Origin of the sequence: Vagococcus salmoninarum, from assembly GCF_003987495.1 — a bacterium.
In the GTDB taxonomy this organism is placed as follows: domain Bacteria; phylum Bacillota; class Bacilli; order Lactobacillales; family Vagococcaceae; genus Vagococcus_D; species Vagococcus_D salmoninarum.
This window is the reverse complement of record NZ_NGJU01000006.1, coordinates 1-20,090: the sequence shown is the minus strand read 5'-3', so window position 1 is coordinate 20,090 and position 20,090 is coordinate 1. Positions and strand designations below refer to the sequence as shown.

Here is a 20,090-nt window from a genome sequence, read left to right as displayed (position 1 = left end):
AAAAAAGAAGCCTTATAAGGCTTCTTTTTTCTTGCTTATTTAATTAGTGAGTAGATTGCATCAGCATAAATCACTGTGGCATTGATAATATCATCGACAGCCATAAACTCATTGGCTTGGTGCATCGTATCAACACTGTGAGGGAACATTGCGCCAAAGGCCACGCCACGGTCTAATAAACGACCAAAAGTTCCGCCACCAATGACTTTTTCTGCCCCTTTAAGGCCAGTGTGTTTTTCATAAACGGCTAATAATGTTTCAACTAAAGGATCATTCGCTGGCACGTAGTGTGGCGTATGACCGTGAACGCCAGGGACAACTGTCACACCAGCAGCTCCGACTTTATTTTCTAGAGCTGTGACTAAACCAGCTTTCGTCACACCTTTCGGGTAGCGAATGTTTAAAGTAATCAGATTTTCTGTGCCATCGGCTGCAAAGACAAAGACCCCTGGGTTCATCGTTAACTCACCCATAACCTCATCTGTATGAGCAATTCCAAAAGCCACACCAGCTGGTTCTTCATGTAAATAATTAGCCGCTGTCTCTAAGAAAGCTTGGGCTCCTTGAGCAAATGGGAAAGGTGCTAAGAAAACAGCTAAGTGAGTCCCGCCATTAATCCCAGATTCAGGGCTTGCACCATGAGCTGATTTTCCTTTAATAGTCGCAGTCACAGTTGTGCCAGCTTTTTCAATCGTACCTGAAACTGGGTTACTTTCAACATAGTTTAAGAAAGCAACTTCCATTTTAGCAGCAGCTTCCTCATTAGGAACAGTCATCACTGCCGTCGCAGATTCTGGTACCATGTTTGGGCGTAAGCCTGAATTAAAGCTAACTAACTGATAGTCACCAGCATTCGTTCCTGGGAATTGTAAGTCGATATTATTCATGCCTTTTTCACCATTAATAATTGGGAATTCAGCATCTGGCGCAAAACCAAAATCCGGTTTTTCTTCAACTTCCATGTAGCGATCCATACAACTCCAACCGCTTTCCTCATCAGTTCCAATAATAAAACGCACCCGTTTAGACACTGGTAATTCTAATTCTTTAATCATTTTTAACGCGTAATAAGCAGCCACACTTGGGCCTTTATCATCACTTGAACCACGAGCATATAATTTACCATCTTTAATGACTGGTTTAAATGGATCTGTTTCCCAACCAGTACCAACTGGGACAACGTCAACGTGACCAAAAATCCCCATCGTTTCGTCGCCAGCACCATACTCTAAATGGCCAGCAATATTTTCAATGTTTTTAGTTACGAAACCATCACGTTCACCAATTTCTAAGAAACGCAGTAAGGCTGCTTTCGGGCCAGGTCCTACTGGGGCATCAGCTGTCGCCTTATCATCTTCACGAACACTCGGAATACTTAATAAATCAAAAAGATCTGTAAATAAGTCATCTTTTCGAGCTTCTACTTCTTTTTTCCAATCAATTGTCATCTCTATCCGCTCCTTCAAATTAGTTTCTCTTCTATCATATCATTTTTAGCTTAAAAAGAAAAAGACAACTCTTTTAAACCTCTTTCTTTTGTAATAACTCCCGTTCTACTTCTGTTAGTTCCCGGTACTCCCCAACACTTAACTCTGGGTCTAACGTTAAGCCACCCATAGTCTCACGGTGTAGAACTAACACTTCTTTCCCTACAGCTTCAAACATCCGTTTGACTTGATGGTATTTGCCTTCAGTAATCGTCACCCGGATTTCTGATGTCTCTGTCCCTAAATCTGTTTTGATAATTTCTAGGATAGCTGGTTTACACTCTTCTGTTCCTGAGAGCATGATGCCTTTCGTAAATTCAGCTTGATCTGTCTCAGTCACTATTCCTTGGATTTTAGCCCAATAACGTTTTGGGACATGTTTCTTCGGCGACAAGAGACTATGGGAAAATTGCCCATCATTCGTAATGACCAACAACCCTGTCGTATCTTTGTCTAAACGACCGACAGGAAAGAGGTCAGCCCGATGGTCTTGTTCCGCTAATAAATCAATGACTGTTCGATGTTGTTTGTCGACCGTGGCTGAGATTACCCCTTGAGGTTTATGTAGCAAGTAATAATAATAGAGCTGATAGTGTAATTCTTCCCCATCAACAGTGACAGTATCCACGGTTTCTTTAACAGCGAATTTCCCATCTTTAATTCGTTGTTGATTCACTTCAACAATGGCTTTTTTCAGTAGCTCTTTGACTTCTTTGCGACTACCAAAACCAGTATGACTTAAAAATTTATCTAAACGCATTTGAATTCCTCCTTTGAACAAAAGAGGCCGTGACATTAGTCAGCGGCCCCATCATTTATTTTATCTTTAAGCGTCGGCGAATACCGGCAATTCGGTCACCTAATAATTTATCTGCTAAGCGTAATTTCAAACCGAGATAACCATAGACAGCGGCGCCAACACCAGCCACAACCATCACAATAATAAATGATTGGCTTTTACTTGCTGGATTTAGACCTAGGTACATGAGCCATTTCACTAAGGACGCGACGAGGGCCATCACCGTTGTTAAAATCATAATTAACAAGGTCCGACGAGCTGTTAAGCTAAAATTAAACCCTGTGATTTTATGAATTTCCCGGGTCGTTAAAATAGCTGAGACTAAGAAAGCTATTCCAGTTGCTAACAAGGGACCGTAAACTTCAAAGAGCCAGATCAATGGGTATTGTAAGAGGATTTTTAACACAAACCCAACACCTAAAAAGATCATCGCTTTTTTATTTTCATATAATCCTTGCAACGTCGAAGAAACTAACATGTAATAACCAAGAATAATTCCCACATAACAAGCTTGGATTAAGACTGATGAGCCTAATAAATCATGTTCATAGAACAACGTATTTAAAGGTTCCGCTAAAATGACCATCCCAACTGTGGCTGGCACCATCACGAAGAAAAACAATTGAAAGTTATCACTAACTAACTTCGCCACCCCTTTGCGATTTTTCATCGTAAAAGCTTCAGTGACTAAAGGTAGACTAGTAATCGATAACGACGTAGCAATCGAAATCGTAATCATCGTCAACTTATCTGGGTTAGCACTAAAAATACTAAATAATTCTTTGACTTGACGGTCAGTAAAATTCGTTAAGCTCGACATAATTCTTTCGAAAGTGTATTGGTCAAAGATTTTGAAAATCGTAATCGCTGAACCGATAATGATGAAGGGCAACGCTTCGACCATCATATCACTTAAGAGTTTTGAGGTAGAAATTTCTAACTTATTAGCACTTTTTGCTTCCATCTCTTTAATCCGACTAGCATCACGTTGGTAAAACCAAACTAAAGCTGCCATAGCAGCCAACATTCCAATAAAAGCTGCAAAGGTCGATTGAGTAACAGCATCGGCATAATTCCCTTTTTTGACTTGCATAATCACATAAGTTGCTAATAGCATGTAAAAGACTCGGGCAAACTGCTCAACGATTTGTGAGACTGCTGACGGAATCATGTTATGGTTTCCTTGGAAATAACCACGGATAACACTCATACATGGGAAAATTAGTAAAGCGACACTCAACGCCCGCATGACGGGAATCAATTCTTCCTCCCCAGCGGCTAAGACCGGTGCTGCAAAGTACATAATACCAGCAAAGGCCACCCCTAAACCAATCATGACATACATCGTTTGTTTAAATAATTTTTTACTTAAGCCATACTCATTCAAAGAATTATAATGAGAGATTTGTTTTGCGATAGCTGCCGGAATTCCTGCCGTTGCAATCATTAAAAACAAAGCATAAATATTATAGCCTTTAGTAAATAGGTTGTTAGCAACTTTAGCGTTTTCCCCCATCCACGCATACCAAGGAATAACATAGATTGCTCCCATTAATCTCGAGACAACACTACCGATTGTCATCCAGATCGAACCACGAACCATTTTTTGTTTTGACTCTAAATCTTTTTGTTCGAAATTTTGTTCTAGCGTTTCCATTCGTTATGTCCAACTTTCTCATACATACTTAAGTAACAACCAGCAATTGTACTTATTTTATCTCGGCAATTGTCAACTTAATAAGAAGGATTTTTCAGCCATTTTCAGGACTCGATCCGCCCTTTTGACTCTTTCACTCTTGCCCTTGCTCTATAAGTTTTGTTGTTTTTATCTTTTTGAACTTTAGCTCTATTATTAAAAATAAATCAGCACTTCTTCTATTATACTTGAAAAGGCAAGAAAAAGGAATGCTCTAGCTAAAAAGGTCTAGGGCATTCTTCTTCTTATTACTATTTTAATTCGCGACAATATTAACTAATTTATTCGGAATAACAACGACTTTACGAATCGTTACTTCTGCCAGTAACTCTTTGATCTGTGGATTTTCTAAAGCTAATGTTTCTAACTCAGCTTTTGATAAGTCACGACTAATCGCTAGTTTCGCTCTAACTTTACCATTGACTTGAATGACTACTTCGACGACATCTTCGACTAATTTACTTTCATCGTAAGTCGGCCAAGGAACATTCGTTAAACTTTCCCCATGTCCAGTTAGCGCCCACAATTCTTCACCAATATGCGGCGCAATTGGTGCCAATAATTGAATAAAGCCTTCGATATACTCAAAAGGCAAGGCCTCTTGCTTATTAGCTTCATTAACAAAGACCATCAATTGAGAAATTCCCGTATTAAAGCGGAGATTTTCATAATCTTCTGTGACTTTCTTAACTGTTTGATGGTAAACTTTTTCAAGTTTGCCATCATTAACTGTTGTAATGCGATCCCGCATTTTGTTGTCTTCGTCTAAAATTAAACGCCAGACTCGATCTAAGAACTTACGACTACCTTCTAAACCATTTTCATTCCAAGCAATGGCTGCGTCTAAAGGTCCCATAAACATTTCATACATTCTTAATGTATCTGCTCCAAATTTTTCAACAACGTCATCTGGATTAACAACATTGCCTTTTGATTTAGACATTTTTTCATTGTTACCACCTAAGATCATGCCTTGGTTGTATAATTTTTGGAATGGCTCTTTCGTAGGGACAACACCGATATCGTAAAGGAATTTATGCCAGAAACGGGCGTACAATAAGTGTAAGACCGCATGTTCCGCACCACCGATATAAATATCAACTGGCATCCACGCTTTAATTTTCTCAGGATCAGCAATGGCTTCGGTATTATGTGGATCGATAAAACGTAAGAAGTACCATGAGCTACCTGCCCATTGTGGCATTGTATTCGTTTCACGGCGACCTTTCATCCCAGTCTTAGGATCGACCACATTGACCCATTCTTCAATGTTCGCTAATGGTGATTCACCAGTGCCACTTGGATGGATATCCGTTGTTACTGGTAAAGCTAATGGTAATTCTTCTTCAGGGACAGTTGTCATCGTGCCATCTTCCCAGTGAATCACGGGAATCGGTTCACCCCAATAACGTTGACGAGAGAATAACCAGTCACGTAAGCGGTAACTGACTTCTTTTTTACCGACACCTGCTTTTTCTAGCCATTCGTTCATCCTAGTAATCGCTGTGTCTTTATCAAGACCGTCTAAGAAATCTGAATTAATGTGTAGCCCATCCCCAACAAATGGTTCTTTCGTCACATCACCACCTGCTACGACTGGTACAATCTCTAATTCAAAAGTTTTCGCAAACTCATAGTCACGCTCATCATGAGCAGGGACTGCCATAATGGCACCAGTACCGTAAGTTGCTAAGACATAGTCAGAGATCCAAATTGGTATTTCTTTGCCATTAACTGGGTTAATAGCATAGGCTCCCGTAAATACTCCCGACTTATCTTTCGCTAAGTCCGTTCGAGCGAGTTCAGATTTTTTACCAGCTGCTTCAATATAAGCTAACACTTTTGGCAGTTGTTCCGCTGAAGTGATTTCTTTAACTAAAGCTAATTCCGGTGCTAAAACGGCATAAGTTGCACCGAATAAAGTATCTGGACGAGTAGTAAAAACTGAAAATTCTTTGTCAGTTTTAGCGATTTTAAAAGTAACGTTCGCCCCTTCTGAGCGACCTATCCAGTTTTTTTGCATCTCTTTAATACTATCTGGCCACTCAACGTCATCTAAATCATCAATTAAACGGTCCGCGTAATCAGTAATTTTCAACATCCATTGTTTCATCGGTAAGCGAACAACAGGGTGATCGCCACGTTCTGACTTGCCATCAATGACTTCTTCATTGGCAAGGACGGTTCCTAAAGCCGCACACCAGTTCACTGGCACTTCGGCTTCGTAAGCTAAACCTTTTTCAAAAAGTTTCACGAAAATCCATTGGGTCCATTTGTAATAACTTGGGTCTGTCGTATTTATTTCCCGCTCCCAATCGTAACTAAAACCAAGTGAATTAATTTGACGACGGAAGACTTCGATATTTTTAGCGGTAAACTCAGCTGGATCATTACCAGTATCTAAGGCATATTGCTCTGCTGGTAATCCAAAGGCATCCCATCCCATTGGATGTAAGACGTTATAGCCTTGGCTACGTTTCATACGTGACAAGATATCTGTCGCTGTATAACCTTCTGGGTGTCCCACGTGTAGCCCTTGTCCTGATGGATAGGGAAACATGTCTAAGGCATAAAAATTTTCTTTCTTAGGATCTTCAGTTGTTTTAAAAGCCTTTGTTGCCGCCCATTTTTTTTGCCATTTCTGTTCAACTTCTTTGTGTTGATATGCCATTTGAAATTCCTCCAATTCATTATTAAACTACGTTAGATAACTGTTAAACTGACTATTAAAAAATAAAAAGCCCTATAAAGACAGCCAAAGCTTTCTTTATAGGACGTTGTTTATGACGTGGTACCACCTAATTTTATATTGGATTACCCAATACCTCATACACTTCTTAACGGTTGTGAACCGGCTTAATCTTCTCAACTAAGCTACTTCTAAGGTAAGTTCAAAAGGTCAGTATGCACATTTTCACCACCATGTGCTCTCTTTAATACTTAACTTCTTACTACTCCTTGATCTTCGTAGTTATCTATTGACTATCTTAACAAAGAACCCTTTAATTGGCAAATTTTATTTAACTCTTAAGACTTGCCCAGAGTAAATGATTGTACCAGATAATTTATTCCAAGTGCTCAATTGTTTGATTGTCACATTATTTTTTTCAGCAATCGACCACAATGTATCGCCTGAGACGACTTTATATTTTTTTTGATTAGATGCTGCTGGTTTATTAGGCGTTGAAGTTTGTTTAACTTGTAATTTTTGACCGACAAAAATCAAATCACTTTTTAAGTTATTCCAAGCTTTAAGATTAGCCACGCTCACATTATGATGATTACTAATCCGCGATAGCGTGTCACCGGAAATAACAGTGTATGTACTTGTTCCTTGGTTAGTATTCGGCTTATTCGGCGTCGTGTTAGCTCCACCTGTCGTCCCTTTAACGGTCAGACGCTGGCCGACAAAGATTAAATCACTTTTTAAGCCATTCCATGTTTTCAAGTTAGCGATGGACACACCATAACGGCTAGCAATTCCTGATAGCGTATCCCCGGATACTACAGCATGGGTCGTTGTGTTACTCGGTGCATTCGTTGGTGGTTTCGGTTGGCTTGGGCTATTTGTACCTTTAACTTGCAAACGTTGACCGACAATAATCAAATCACTTTTCAAGTTGTTCCATGATTTTAAGTTGCCAACTGTGACCTTATAACGACTAGCAATTCGCGATAACGTATCACCGGAAACCACAGTATGGGTCGTTGTGTTACTCGGTGCATTCGTTGGTGGTTTCGGTTGGCTTGGGCTACTTGTACCTTTAACTTGCAAGCGTTGACCGACAATAATCAAATCACTTTTCAAGTTGTTCCAAGACTTCAAGTTCCCAACTGTGACTTTATAACGACTAGCAATCCTTGATAAGGTATCACCGGAAACCACAGTATGGGTCGTTGTGTTACTCGGTGTCGTTGGCGGTTTTGGTTGACTCGGTTGATTGGCTGGCGCCTTGACTTGCAAGCGTTGACCGACAATAATCAAATCACTTTTTAAGTTGTTCCATGACTTCAAGTTCCCAATTGTGACTTTATAACGACTAGCAATTCCCGATAAGGTATCACCGGAAACCACAGTATGAGTCGTTGTGTTGCTCGGTGGTGTCGTTGGCGGTTTTGGTTGACTCGGTTGATTGGCTGGCGCCTTGACTTGCAAGCGTTGACCGACAATAATCAAATCATTTTTCAAGTTATTCCAACTTTTTAAATTAGCAACTGTGACACCATAACGACTAGCAATCCCAGATAAGGTATCACCGGAAACGACAGTATGGGTAGTAGCATTACTCGGTGGAGTTGTATTCCCGCCAGAGTTAGGTGGTAAGGTACCAGTGCCACTGCCTGGTGTGTCGTACTGGGTTAAGTTGTAATTGACAATTAAATTATTTAATTTGCTTGCATAATTACTATCCGTAGCGTAACGTCCTGTTAACCAAGCGGTTGCATCACGGTAAGACTTAGTGTTACTTTTCCAAGCACCGGCATAAAAGTAGACCCCTTGTTGAAAAGAAGTCGTTTTTAAGACCCGGGCATTATCATTCAAAGATTCCGAATAGGAAGGGTATTTTCTAAACTGGGCAGTAATCGTAATCATCGACCCATTGACTTCCTCTTGGGTCTTCATAGAAACTGATTGACCGTTGTACTGACCTTTGATACCAAATAAATTATGATTAGGTGGCAATGACAAGGCACTATTTCCCCAACTACTTTCTAAGATAGCTTGGGCGATCATCACTGAGGCGTATAAATCATTGGCATTGGCTACAGTTTTGGCTTGACTACTAATTTGTTGAATAAACGTACTCGGTGCCATGCTGCGCATACTTCTAGCTGCAAATAGTTGCGGCATCACTTGTTCTGTGACAACTTCTTCAATCGGATCAAGGTTCTCATCTAGGGTCTCAGCTGTCGAATTTTCTGGCAGAACTTCTTCTGAGGTGGCTATTGGCAACTCTTCAGTCGATTCTTCCACTTGTTCGTTAACACTGTTGTCAGTATCCAAACTATCATTAGTTCCAGAACCTTCCGTGGAAGCTTGGTTTTGCTCATTTTGACTACTATTTTCTATAATTTCATTATTTGAACTTTCTTGTTTCGTTTCGGGAACTGTTTCCGCTAAAACTTTGACTGTCGCAGCTGGAAAGACTGTTGAAGATATCAACATCGTCGTGCCAAAGAATGAGGCCCCTTTTTGTAAGGGCTTCGGTAGCTTTAATGTTTTTCGCCTAGCATCTTTTTCATTCATAGGTCTTAATCTCCTCTTTTTTCCCTTAGTCACGTTTTTTAAAATAGGTAATTTCATTATACAACAAAAAAGAGGGGATTAAAACACTCTCCACTCATTCCTTTTGTTATTTTAACTCACTCAATTTATTCTTAAGGACGCCATTTTTATATTTGTTAATTTATCCAGTCTTTGTGCTGATATCCCCTCATACTTTAGCCCGATTTTTGGCTTTTACTATTGTTAAATCTGGCTTTAGCCTATATATTTAAGGTAATGACAGAACAAGAATTTTTTTCACATTCTGCCTAAGGAGAATCGAGGTCATACTTATGAATAAAGAACACTTTTTAACCGAATTAAAAATTCACTTAAAAGCTTTACCCCCTCAGCAACTAGCCTATATATTAAAAATGTATAATGATAAATTTGATAAACTCTTAGTAGATGGGATGTCTGAAGTTTTAATTTCGCAAGAGCTAGGCAATCCACGTGAACTTGCTAACCAAATTTTAGAAGAATTCGGCATTGATCATGCTGATGAAAAGCAACCTTACGATGAATGGCAAGAATTTACTAGCCCCCGTCATGAGACCCCCTATCATAGTTATTACGAAAGACCGAAACCGACGTCTTTTTTCGTCCGCTTTTGCCAAGTAACTGGCGTCTTACTTTTTAACTTTCTCTTTATGATTTGGATTTTACTGTCGGCATTTTTAGTCTTATTTTCAGGTTGGCTAGTCGCAGTTATTTTCCTCCTACTGCCGATTGCTGGAATTATCGCTTTTATTACCGCCAGCGGTGCCTTTGGTCTTTTCCAACTATTTTTCAGTATCCTCTTTTGTGGGGTTGGGTTAATTGGTTTAGCCATTTTAATTCCATTGACCAAATACAGTCTACGCTTTAATAAACTGTATGTTGAATGGACCTTCAACACCTTAAGGGGGAGACATTAATGAAAAAGAAAATAATTGCCTTAATTGTCTTTGGAATTTTACTGATAGTCGTAGGCAGTGCTGGGTCAGCTTACTATTACAACTTAGCTGATAAAGAGATTCGCACAACGACCCGGGAAACGTTTAAAGTAAAAAACGAGAAAAATGCAACGACTCTGGAATTAACGATTCAAGGTAACATCCCTTATGCGATCTCAAGCTCTGATGATGATCAGTTTCATTTAAATAGCGAGACCTTTTCAAAAGATCAAAACTCGACAGTCACTTGGCTCCCTCAAGAAGCTGATGGCAAAACCACGTTAGCTGTTGATTTCAACCGTAAAAAACGGAAACAATCGACCTTCACCTTTGGGTTTGATATTTGGGAAGGCCGCTATGAGTACATCAACTTAAATATTCCTAAGTCTTACGAAACGATTCACTTAAAAACAAACAATAGTTCTGGTCATAAATCAATCAACGTTAGTGACCTTAACGCTAAGTCTCTAACTTTTGATAATCAAACTGGAACAGTCCATCTCTACAATGTGAATGCTGAAACAATTACTGCTGATGTCAAACGCGGCGGTTTTGAAGTTTACAACACAACTGTTGAAAAAGACTTAGACGTAACTAGTGATGACGGTTATCTGTCAATTAATGATACCCGAGCACCCAATTTCAGCTTAAAAACTAAGAATAACGACATCTCTGCTAGCGATTTAATTGGCGATGGCCAGATCACTAGTGATCATGGTGATATTAATTTAGCTTCCGTTGCTGGAAAAATTAACGCCACGACGAAAAATGGTGATATTTCTTGGAATCTTGGCAAACCCCGAGATGATATGAAACTTGAGACCGTTAATGGGGATATTTATGTTTATCTCCATGAAGTAAATACAAAGCTCTCAATTACTGGTAAAAGTAAAACAGGGAATGTGACATTATTTGGTAAAGAAACTGAGAATTTCAGTAAAACTGCAGATGCTCCTCATCTAGAATTAACAACTCTTTACGGTGACATTAATGTCGACAGTGATGAGAACGATTATTACGAAGAGTAAGGCCTTAGTTTTTACGATTTTCTTAAAACTCACACTCTAAAAACATGTTACAATATAAGCAGTTCTTTAGTTAAACTAAAGAACTGCTTTTTTGCTGAATAGAAAGGAATAATCCATATATGAACTCAAGTAAACAATTATATTGGCACTTTGCAGGCAGCTGTTGTCTCGTGCTTTTCGTGATTCTCGGCTATATTGTTAAATTTTATGTCGCCACCGTGAGCATCTTAGACGAACCTTTGACTCATTTACTCCGAGATACGATTACAACAACTAAATCCGCCTTCTTTTTAAACGTCACAAAATTAGGGAATAGCTCGACTATTGCCCTGTTACTCTTACTAGTTGCTGCCTTTCTCTGGCTGAAAAAATTTAAAGCTGAAGCGATTTGGTTAGCTATTAATACCGCTTTAATTGGTGGTTTTGGTAATTGGCTCATCAAATTTGCTTTCCAACGGCCTCGTCCGACGATTGAGCATTTAATCCATGCCACTCATTATAGTTTTCCAAGTGGCCATGCCATGGCTAGTCTGCTTTTCTATGGGACACTAATTTTACTATTACCACTCTTACTAAAAAATAAAACACTTATCTTAATTAGCCAAGTTATTTTAGGGCTACTAATAATCTCGATTGGTTTAAGCCGGATTTATGCCGGTGTTCATTTCCCAACAGACATTCTCGGCGGCTATTTACTAGGTGGGGCTTGGCTTTTAGGTTCTTACCCTACTTTTATTAAGCAACGCTTCGTTTGGCGCTTTAAAGGCCAACAAAAATAATTTACGAAAACAGGTGACTAACATGTCTCAATTTAACTTCTCAAATGATCCTAATAAACGGTATCACACTTGGAATTACGCCCTTCGGCAAGAATTTGGCGAAAAGATTTTCAAAGTTCCGATTGACGGCGGCTTTGACTGTCCTAATCGGGACGGAACAGCCGCTAGAGGAGGTTGTACCTTCTGTAGTGTCTCTGGTTCTGGCGACATGATACTCGCCCCCACAGCCCCCTTAGAAAGCCAATTTCAAGAAGAAATTAAACGGATGCATGCTAAGTGGCCAGGCGTTCAACAATACTTAGTCTATTTCCAAAACTTTACGAATACCCACGCACCAGTTGCCGTGATTCGGGAACGCTTTGAGAAAGTCTTACAACAACCTGGCGTCGTCGGAATTTCAATTGGTACCCGGCCAGATTGTTTACCTGATGATGTGGTTGCATACTTAGCAGAACTCAATCAACGCTATTACTTATGGGTTGAACTTGGTTTACAAAGTACTTACGAACATACGAGTAAGCTAATTAACCGGGCTCATGATTATCAAACTTATCTTGAGGGTGTTGCTAAACTACGCCAGCACAACATCAATGTTTGTACCCATTTAATTAATGGCTTACCTGGCGAGACGCCGGAAATGATGATTGAAAATGTTAAACGCACAATTCTCGACTCAGACATCCAAGGAATCAAACTTCATTTACTCCATTTAATGACTAATACTAAGATGGTCAGTGATTACTTAGAAGGTCGCTTAGAGCTCATGTCCCAAGCAGAGTATGTCTCAGTTATTTGTGATCAATTAGAACTGATTCCACCAGAAATTATCATTCACCGTTTAACTGGAGATGCCCCTCGGGATAGCATTATCGGACCGATGTGGAGTCTGAAAAAATGGGAAGTCTTAAATGCCATTGACGATGAACTTAAAAGACGAGAGACCTTTCAAGGTAGTGCAAACATTAGAAAGGTTGGTCGTTAAATGTTAAAAACCGCTTTACGTTATAGCCATGACTTGTTAGCAGAAATCATTACTGAAGGTGATGTCGTCGTCGATGCCACCGTTGGTAATGGTCACGACACCCTTTTTTTAGCTGAGTTAGTCGGTTCGACCGGTCACGTTTATGGTTACGATATTCAAGCTCAAGGTCTTGTTAACACCCAGGAAAAGCTCACAGCTGCTAATCTTACGGCACGTGTGACTCTTTTTAATCAAGGCCACGAAACAATTGAGCAAACCATTCCCGTAGAAACACCTATTAAGGCAGGGATTTTCAATCTTGGCTACTTACCAAAAAGTGATAAAAAAATTATTACAACTAGCCCGACAACTATTCAAGCATTACAAGCCTTGTTAAGTCGACTAGTACCTTGCGGACGAATTATCGTTGTGGTTTATTATGGCCACGATGGCGGCTTAGCTGAAAAAGAAGGGGTCTTAGCTTTTGTCGAAAGCATTCCCCAAGAAGACTTTAATGTTCTCTCTTATCAATTCATAAACCAACGAAACACACCACCGATCTTAATTGCCATTGAAAAAAAAGCTTAAAACCTGCTGATTCAAATTTGCAGGTTTTAAGCTTTTTATTATTGTTGAACTAAGCGTTCTGACTTTTGGAATTGATTTAAAATAATTGCGACAATTAACAAAATCACACCGACAAAGTAAACACTATGTAAACCGGTATAAAGGATTTCTCTAAGTGGCGCAACTAAATCCGTTGCCAATTGACTAAACGTATCGCGATTCGACAATTGATCAATCATTTCCCGTTTAATCCCTAAGTTAGCATTGATTGCCATTTCTTTATTTAAATGACTATTTAAAACGACACCAAAAACTGAAACCATCACAGTTTGACCTAAGGTTCGGAACAAGGTATTAAAAGAAGTTGCCACCCCAATATTTTCTTGTGGTACTGAACTTTGAGCTTTCACTGTTGTTGCCGTAATCGTAATTCCTAAACCGATCCCTGTGAATCCAGAAATCACACAAAAGGCCCAGAAAGGTGTTGTGGCCGGCGCATTAGCTAATAAGACTCCACCAATAATAATGATGATTAGCCCCATTGTTAACGCCCGTTTTGTAGTAGTTTTTTCTAATAAACTTCCAGCAATTAACGAACCAAGTATCCAAGTAAATGAGAGTGGTGCTAAAGCCATGCCACCGAGAGCTGCTTTTAAGCCTAGAACTCCTTGCATCCACATTGGGATATAAACATCGATTCCCATTAAGAAGCCACTAACTAAAGCCGCAATCACATTGACAATCATAAAGGTTTTATTTTTAAATAAATCGAGTGAAATAACCGGATCTTTTGCTCGTTTTTCAACAAACCAAAAGAGAATCCCAAAAGTAATCGTTAAGCCAAAACAAACCACTGTTTGCCATGCTAAACCACTACTTTCACTTAACGTTTGGAAGCCATAAAGTAAGGTTAACAGCAAGGCCATTAATAATAAACTACCAGCAACATCAATCGGTTGCTTCGCTCGTTCATTTTTCGGTTCCACTAAGTAAATCATAATTAAGAACAATAAGACAATGCCGATTGGAACATTGACAAAGAAAATCCAATGCCAACCGATCGTATCAACGATAAAGCCACCACATAAGGGACCAACGACACTGGCAATTCCCCAGAAGGCACTATTCAAACCTAAGATTTTTGCCCGCTTATCAATGGCATAAATATCAGCAATAATCGTTAAAGCTACTGGCATAATCGCCCCAGCCCCAATTCCTTGAATCGCTCTAAAAATAATTAACTGGAGCATGTTAACTGAGACACCACATAAAGATGAACCGATAATAAAGACAATAATACCAAATAAAAAGACTGGCTTGCGCCCAATCCGATCGGCTAACTTCCCATAGACAGGAGTCATCATTGCGTTTGTTAATAAATAAATTGAGAATACCCAACTCATAATTTCCCCACCTTTTAACTCACCGGCAATCGTCGGCATAGCTGTGGAAACGATCGTTGCTTCAATCGCAGTCATAAAGGTTGCGATAAACACTGTTAAAGTAACTATTTTTACATTTGTTTCTTTTCTATTCATCTTATTCTCCTAACTTTCTTCTTCAAAAATAGCGACTCCTAAAGAAAGATGCTTTCTCTAGGAGTCGCCTCTATTACTCTGCTACACTTTTTAATAAGTCCGCTACTTTGTCTGTGCGTTCCCATGTAAAGTCAACATCTGTACGACCGAAATGTCCATAAGCAGCTGTTTTTTGATAGATTGGCTTGCGTAAATCAAGCATCTCAATAATTCCTGCTGGACGTAAATCAAAATTTTCCCGGATCGCTTTAATTAGTCGTTCTTGACTAACAGCTCCGGTGTTAAATGTATCAACCGAAATTGAGACAGGTTGCGCCACGCCGATAGCATAGGCTAATTGAACTTCACATTTGTCAGCTAATTTCGCTGCCACAATGTTTTTGGCAATGTAACGGGCTGCGTAACTAGCTGAACGGTCAACTTTTGTCGCATCTTTACCAGAAAATGCGCCACCACCATGACGGGCATAGCCCCCATAAGTATCAACGATAATTTTCCGACCAGTTAAGCCTGAATCCCCTTGAGGTCCACCAATGACGAAGCGACCAGTTGGGTTAATATAATACTTCGTCTTGTCGTCAAGTAATTCGGCAGGAATCACTGGGAAAATCACTAACTCCTTCACATCTTTGTGAATTTGTTCTAAAGAAACTAACTCATCATGTTGAGTACTAATGACGACGGCGTCCACTCGGAATGGTTTACCATCTTCATCGTATTCGACAGTTACTTGAGACTTAGCATCTGGTCGTAAATAAGCCAGTTCTTCAGATTTTCGTAAGTCAGCTAACCGTTTTGTTAACTTATGACTCAAAGAGATCGGTAAGGGCATTAATTCCGCCGTTTCATTTGAAGCAAAGCCAAACATTAAGCCTTGGTCACCGGCACCAATATCTGCACTCTCTTCAGCTGATTCTCTGGCTTCTAAGGACTCGTTTACCCCTTGGGCGATATCTGGTGATTGCTCGTCAATTGCCACCATCACCGCGCATGTATCGCCGTCAAAACCAAACTTAGCTCGCGTGTAACCTATTCCTTTAATTGTTTCCCGAACAACCTTTTGAATGTCGACATAAGCCGTCGTTGTAATCTCACCAAAGACTAACACTAAACCGGTCGTAACTGATGTTTCACAAGCTACTCGGGCCATTGGATCTTGTTCTAGCAAGGCGTCTAAAATCGCATCACTAATTTGATCAGCAATCTTATCCGGATGTCCTTCTGAGACTGACTCTGATGTAAATAAATATTTTTCTTTCATTTCTACTATTCCCCCTCTATCTTTTCGGTTACAAGGCATTTTCAAAAAAAATGATGTTTTTTCTGAATCCTATCGGGAACTTGCAACATTCCTAGTATAACAAATTTCAAATCTAAAAGCACATCTTTTATTGTAACAAAAGCTTAACTTGACCTTACTTGAAAGTTTTAATACCATGGACTAATAGCAGAAAAGAAAGGTTGACCTATTTTGAATATTTTAAAAAAGATACCGAGCACCGTTTATCTCTTGTTGATCGTTGTCTCTCTCCAAACATTTGCTTCTTTATTACCAGGAATCATCTTAATTGAACAAAAAGTTGCCTTTTCTTTTGGACTCTTTGTGTTTATCCTTTACCTCTTATGGTCACAGATTTTTGAGTATATGATGACTCATCCTGATTTTGTTAATCATACTTTCCCTTTAAAAGTTTTTAGTGTTAAGTTTGCCATTTCAATGATCATGATTATCACAATTAGTAACGCCTTCACTTATCAATATGGCTTAATTTTACTTAGTTATGAGGTCTTTCACTTCTTACTTTTTTCTGACCAATTCAACTATCAAGAGTCCTTTTTATACTTTCTAATGAATGCTTTATTTAAAGGCATTGTCTTTAATTTAATTATTAGCATTAGTTACCCTTATAATTTTCAACTTTTATACTTTCAACCTTATATATTTAGTACTTTAATGATTTTAACCGGTTCTCTTTTACTAAAATTAATTCGCCAAAATCAACACACTCTTAAAAAAAGCGACTTCCTCTATTTAGTCCCAACTTTCATAGGGACTGCCCTTTTCTTAATCACAAAAAACATTCAGAAAGAGCTGAACATCAGCTTGACAATCATTATGATCGGCCTTTTTTTAATTGCTACTTTACTAGCTTTTTACTGGAAACAAAAAAATAACACTTTAGCACAGATCGTTGTGATTGCTAGTGTTATCATTAATTTGGCACTGTTTTACTTTAATTAAAGACTCTTTAGGTGTGGATGGCTATCATTCACACCTATTTTTATGTAATAAACTAAAAACCACTTCATCCTTTCCGACTAAATGCTTTCAAACTGCTGCTATCTGTCTAACAAATCAGGCTGCTCTTTTTAATATTGATTAATTATGTCGTAGGATCTACGCCACTGCTCGCCCCTACTACAACAGGCTCTCATTCATACTTATTTTTAAGCAAAAAAAAAGAACTAAACTAGTTCTTAAGGATGACCCGTACGGGAATCGAACCCGTGATACCGCCGTGAAAGGGCGGTGTCTTAACCGCTTGACCAACGGGCCAGATATAATAAGTAAATATGGGCCTAAATGGACTCGAACCATCGACCTCACGCTTATCAGGCGTGCGCTCTAACCAGCTGAGCTATAGGCCCTTGTCTGCTTTTTCGCAAAAAAAAAACAAAGAGCGGGTGATGAGAATCGAACTCACATCATCAGCTTGGAAGGCTGAGGTTTTACCACTAAACTACACCCGCTAAAATGGCTCAGGACAGAATCGAACTGCCGACACACGGAGCTTCAATCCGTTGCTCTACCAACTGAGCTACTAAGCCAAAAACTTAATTTAAAATCTTTAAAACGGTCTGGACGGGACTCGAACCCGCGACCTCCTGCGTGACAGGCAGGCATTCTAACCAACTGAACTACCAAACCAATTTCATGTAATACGTCACATAAAACTTACTTTGATTTCTCAAAGTGATTGCGGGGACAGGACTTGAACCTGTGACCTTCGGGTTATGAGCCCGACGAGCTACCAACTGCTCCACCCCGCGATATTATTAAATTAAAAATGAAGGAGGATAAGGGATTCGAACCCTTGCATGCTTTTACACATCTGACGGTTTTCAAGACCGTTCCCTTCAGCCGGACTTGGGTAATCCTCCGGAAATACTATGACCCGTACGGGAATCGAACCCGTGATACCGCCGTGAAAGGGCGGTGTCTTAACCGCTTGACCAACGGGCCTGACTATTAAAAATACGGAGAAGGAGGGATTTGAACCCTCGCGCCGCTTGCGCGACCTACACCCTTAGCAGGGGCGCCTCTTCAGCCACTTGAGTACTTCCCCAAATTTCAATATAATGGGCCTAAATGGACTCGAACCATCGACCTCACGCTTATCAGGCGTGCGCTCTAACCAGCTGAGCTATAGGCCCATATAACTTATACATTAAACAATGTATAAGCGGGTGATGAGAATCGAACTCACATCATCAGCTTGGAAGGCTGAGGTTTTACCACTAAACTACACCCGCAAAACAATTTTAAAACGGTCTGGACGGGACTCGAACCCGCGACCTCCTGCGTGACAGGCAGGCATTCTAACCAACTGAACTACCAAACCAATTTCATGTAATACGTCACATAAAACTTACTTTGATTTCTCAAAGTGATTGCGGGGACAGGACTTGAACCTGTGACCTTCGGGTTATGAGCCCGACGAGCTACCAACTGCTCCACCCCGCGATATTATTAAATTGAAAATGAAGGAGGATAAGGGATTCGAACCCTTGCATGCTTTTACACATCTGACGGTTTTCAAGACCGTTCCCTTCAGCCGGACTTGGGTAATCCTCCGAATTCTTAATGGACCTTGTAGGACTCGAACCTACGACCGAACGGTTATGAGCCGTTTGCTCTAACCAACTGAGCTAAAGGTCCAAGTTCTAGGCAAAAAGAATCGCGGCAGAGGGGATCGAACCCCCGACCTCCCGGGTATGAACCGGACGCTCTAGCCAGCTGAGCTACGCCGCGTTGTATTAAAATGAATCGGGAAGACAGGATTCGAACCTGCGACCCCTTGGTCCCAAACCAAGTGCTCTACCAAGCTGAGCTACTTCCCGTAAATAACCTTACGGTCATGCACCCAAGAGGAGTCGAACCTCTAACCGCCTGATTCGTAGTCAGGTACTCTATCCAATTGAGCTATGGGTGCTACTTGTGACTATGCCGAGGGCCGGAATCGAACCGGCACGATAATTACTTACCGCAGGATTTTAAGTCCTGTGCGTCTGCCAGTTCCGCCACCCCGGCTGAATATAACTGGACTTCTTATTGCTTTATATAAAACAAAAGCGAAAGACGAGGTTCGAACTCGCGACCCCCACCTTGGCAAGGTGGTGTTCTACCACTGAACTACTTTCGCATAAATGCCGGCTAAAGGAGTTGAACCCTCGACCCTCTGATTACAAATCAGATGCTCTACCAACTGAGCTAAGCCGGCTAATTTCAAAATTCTGAAAGTGCGGGTGAAGGGACTTGAACCCCCACGCCGTTAAGCGCTAGATCCTAAATCTAGTGCGTCTGCCAATTCCGCCACACCCGCAAGATCTATCTAATGACTCGTACTGGGTTCGAACCAGTGACCCTCTGATTAAAAGTCAGATGCTCTACCAACTGAGCTAACGAATCATATGGAGGTTAACGGGATCGAACCGCTGACCCTCTGCTTGTAAGGCAGATGCTCTCCCAGCTGAGCTAAACCTCCAAATATTAAAGCGTGGCAACGTCCTACTCTCACAGGGGGAAACCCCCAACTACCATCGGCGCTAAGAAGCTTAACTACTGTGTTCGACATGGGAACAGGTGTATCCTTCTTGCTATCGCCACCACACTTATATGGTGTTACTAAGTAAACAATCTATAAGTTTGCTCACTCAAAACTGGATGTTGAAGTTAATCAAAACATAATCGTGAATCCTACGTGTAAATCTTGGTTAAGTCCTCGACCGATTAGTACTAGTCCGCTCCGTACA

At 40.2% G+C, this 20,090-nt stretch carries 13 protein-coding genes, 24 tRNA genes, 1 rRNA gene, 1 riboswitch and 1 other annotated feature; of the genes, 6 read left to right on the top strand and 32 right to left on the bottom strand.

What is annotated here, in order from left to right; translation table 11 throughout:
* Positions 1–35: 35 nt before the first annotated feature.
* From pepV to CBF35_RS05040, 5 genes are all read right to left on the bottom strand, one after another.
* Positions 36–1,448, bottom strand: coding sequence for a dipeptidase PepV (gene pepV / locus CBF35_RS05060; RefSeq protein WP_126778884.1), 1,413 nt, complete (start codon positions 1,446–1,448; stop codon positions 36–38).
* A gap of 73 nt (positions 1,449–1,521) precedes the next feature.
* Positions 1,522–2,247: a 16S rRNA pseudouridine(516) synthase gene (locus CBF35_RS05055; RefSeq protein ID WP_126778883.1), complete on the bottom strand. Its 726-nt coding sequence runs from the start codon at positions 2,245–2,247 to the stop codon at positions 1,522–1,524.
* Positions 2,248–2,302: 55 nt separating this feature from the next.
* The gene (locus CBF35_RS05050) at positions 2,303–3,943 is read right to left on the bottom strand and encodes a putative polysaccharide biosynthesis protein (protein ID WP_126778882.1); all 1,641 of its coding nucleotides are present in this window, start codon (positions 3,941–3,943) and stop codon (positions 2,303–2,305) included.
* A gap of 295 nt (positions 3,944–4,238) precedes the next feature.
* A complete protein-coding gene (leuS, locus tag CBF35_RS05045; protein ID WP_126778881.1) occupies positions 4,239–6,653 on the bottom strand; it encodes a leucine--tRNA ligase in 2,415 nt (804 codons plus the stop codon).
* 96 nt (positions 6,654–6,749) lie between these two features.
* Positions 6,750–6,957 (bottom strand) — a binding site (T-box leader).
* 41 nt (positions 6,958–6,998) lie between these two features.
* On the bottom strand, positions 6,999–9,230 hold the full coding sequence (locus CBF35_RS05040; protein WP_126778880.1) for a LysM peptidoglycan-binding domain-containing protein: 2,232 nt from the start codon (positions 9,228–9,230) through the stop codon (positions 6,999–7,001).
* Between the two features lie 311 nt (positions 9,231–9,541).
* Here CBF35_RS05040 and CBF35_RS05035 point away from each other — a divergent pair, with 311 nt between their 5' ends.
* From CBF35_RS05035 to mnmM, 5 genes are all read left to right on the top strand, one after another.
* Positions 9,542–10,165 carry a DUF1700 domain-containing protein gene (locus CBF35_RS05035; protein ID WP_126778879.1) on the top strand — a complete coding sequence of 208 codons (624 nt, stop codon included), beginning with the start codon at positions 9,542–9,544 and terminating at the stop codon, positions 10,163–10,165.
* Positions 10,165–11,211, top strand: coding sequence for a DUF4097 family beta strand repeat-containing protein (locus tag CBF35_RS05030; protein WP_170174714.1), 1,047 nt, complete (start codon positions 10,165–10,167; stop codon positions 11,209–11,211). The genes CBF35_RS05035 and CBF35_RS05030 overlap by 1 nt, the downstream gene beginning before the upstream one ends.
* Positions 11,212–11,330: 119 nt before the next feature.
* Positions 11,331–11,990, top strand: a complete 660-nt coding sequence (locus tag CBF35_RS05025; RefSeq protein WP_126778877.1) for a phosphatase PAP2 family protein — start codon at positions 11,331–11,333, stop codon at positions 11,988–11,990.
* Between the two features lie 22 nt (positions 11,991–12,012).
* Complete coding sequence (mnmL, locus tag CBF35_RS05020) at positions 12,013–12,972, top strand: tRNA modification radical SAM protein MnmL/YtqA (RefSeq protein WP_126778876.1); 960 nt, start codon at positions 12,013–12,015, stop codon at positions 12,970–12,972.
* A complete protein-coding gene (gene mnmM / locus CBF35_RS05015; protein ID WP_126778875.1) occupies positions 12,973–13,539 on the top strand; it encodes a tRNA 5-(aminomethyl)-2-thiouridylate-methyltransferase MnmM in 567 nt (188 codons plus the stop codon).
* 38 nt (positions 13,540–13,577) lie between these two features.
* Here mnmM and CBF35_RS05010 read toward each other — a convergent pair whose 3' ends face one another.
* Together CBF35_RS05010 and metK are read right to left on the bottom strand one after the other, a co-directional pair.
* On the bottom strand, positions 13,578–15,056 hold the full coding sequence (locus CBF35_RS05010) for an MDR family MFS transporter (protein ID WP_126778874.1): 1,479 nt from the start codon (positions 15,054–15,056) through the stop codon (positions 13,578–13,580).
* Positions 15,057–15,129: 73 nt separating this feature from the next.
* Entirely contained in the window at positions 15,130–16,317 is a 1,188-nt protein-coding gene (gene metK, locus CBF35_RS05005) for a methionine adenosyltransferase (RefSeq protein ID WP_126778873.1), read from the bottom strand.
* Positions 16,315–16,408: riboswitch (SMK box riboswitch) on the bottom strand. (Overlaps the previous gene by 3 nt.)
* 119 nt (positions 16,409–16,527) lie before the next feature.
* On the opposite strand from metK, the gene CBF35_RS05000 reads away from it, so the two are divergent.
* Positions 16,528–17,298, top strand: a complete 771-nt coding sequence (locus CBF35_RS05000) for a hypothetical protein (protein WP_126778872.1) — start codon at positions 16,528–16,530, stop codon at positions 17,296–17,298.
* A gap of 243 nt (positions 17,299–17,541) precedes the next feature.
* Here CBF35_RS05000 and CBF35_RS04995 read toward each other — a convergent pair.
* The 25 genes from CBF35_RS04995 to rrf all read right to left on the bottom strand — a co-directional run bounded on the left by CBF35_RS04995 (position 17,542) and on the right by rrf (position 19,948).
* Positions 17,542–17,613 (bottom strand) — tRNA-Glu (locus CBF35_RS04995).
* An 18-nt stretch (positions 17,614–17,631) separates the two neighbouring features.
* Positions 17,632–17,705, bottom strand: a tRNA-Ile gene (locus CBF35_RS04990).
* Positions 17,706–17,736: 31 nt separating this feature from the next.
* Positions 17,737–17,807, bottom strand: a tRNA-Gly gene (locus tag CBF35_RS04985).
* A 5-nt stretch (positions 17,808–17,812) separates the two neighbouring features.
* Positions 17,813–17,885 (bottom strand) — tRNA-Phe (locus CBF35_RS04980).
* Positions 17,886–17,911: 26 nt separating this feature from the next.
* A tRNA-Asp gene (locus tag CBF35_RS04975) sits at positions 17,912–17,985 on the bottom strand.
* 49 nt (positions 17,986–18,034) lie between these two features.
* A tRNA-Met gene (locus CBF35_RS04970) sits at positions 18,035–18,107 on the bottom strand.
* A gap of 21 nt (positions 18,108–18,128) precedes the next feature.
* Positions 18,129–18,218: transfer RNA gene (locus CBF35_RS04965), tRNA-Ser, on the bottom strand.
* A 10-nt stretch (positions 18,219–18,228) separates the two neighbouring features.
* Positions 18,229–18,300, bottom strand: a tRNA-Glu gene (locus tag CBF35_RS04960).
* 15 nt (positions 18,301–18,315) lie between these two features.
* Positions 18,316–18,403, bottom strand: a tRNA-Ser gene (locus CBF35_RS04955).
* 14 nt (positions 18,404–18,417) lie between these two features.
* A tRNA-Ile gene (locus CBF35_RS04950) sits at positions 18,418–18,491 on the bottom strand.
* Positions 18,492–18,519: 28 nt separating this feature from the next.
* Positions 18,520–18,590: transfer RNA gene (locus CBF35_RS04945), tRNA-Gly, on the bottom strand.
* A gap of 15 nt (positions 18,591–18,605) precedes the next feature.
* Positions 18,606–18,679 (bottom strand) — tRNA-Asp (locus tag CBF35_RS04940).
* A 49-nt stretch (positions 18,680–18,728) separates the two neighbouring features.
* Positions 18,729–18,801 (bottom strand) — tRNA-Met (locus CBF35_RS04935).
* A 21-nt stretch (positions 18,802–18,822) separates the two neighbouring features.
* Positions 18,823–18,912 (bottom strand) — tRNA-Ser (locus CBF35_RS04930).
* Between the two features lie 10 nt (positions 18,913–18,922).
* Positions 18,923–18,996, bottom strand: a tRNA-Ile gene (locus CBF35_RS04925).
* Between the two features lie 19 nt (positions 18,997–19,015).
* A tRNA-Met gene (locus CBF35_RS04920) sits at positions 19,016–19,089 on the bottom strand.
* A gap of 15 nt (positions 19,090–19,104) precedes the next feature.
* Positions 19,105–19,178, bottom strand: a tRNA-Pro gene (locus tag CBF35_RS04915).
* A gap of 18 nt (positions 19,179–19,196) precedes the next feature.
* Positions 19,197–19,270 (bottom strand) — tRNA-Arg (locus tag CBF35_RS04910).
* 12 nt (positions 19,271–19,282) lie between these two features.
* Positions 19,283–19,368, bottom strand: a tRNA-Leu gene (locus CBF35_RS04905).
* A 40-nt stretch (positions 19,369–19,408) separates the two neighbouring features.
* Positions 19,409–19,480 (bottom strand) — tRNA-Gly (locus tag CBF35_RS04900).
* A 5-nt stretch (positions 19,481–19,485) separates the two neighbouring features.
* Positions 19,486–19,558: transfer RNA gene (locus CBF35_RS04895), tRNA-Thr, on the bottom strand.
* A 20-nt stretch (positions 19,559–19,578) separates the two neighbouring features.
* Positions 19,579–19,660, bottom strand: a tRNA-Leu gene (locus CBF35_RS04890).
* A gap of 13 nt (positions 19,661–19,673) precedes the next feature.
* Positions 19,674–19,746: transfer RNA gene (locus CBF35_RS04885), tRNA-Lys, on the bottom strand.
* A 3-nt stretch (positions 19,747–19,749) separates the two neighbouring features.
* Positions 19,750–19,822 (bottom strand) — tRNA-Val (locus CBF35_RS04880).
* 10 nt (positions 19,823–19,832) lie between these two features.
* A 5S ribosomal RNA gene (gene rrf, locus CBF35_RS04875) occupies positions 19,833–19,948 on the bottom strand.
* Positions 19,949–20,090: the final 142 nt, after the last annotated feature.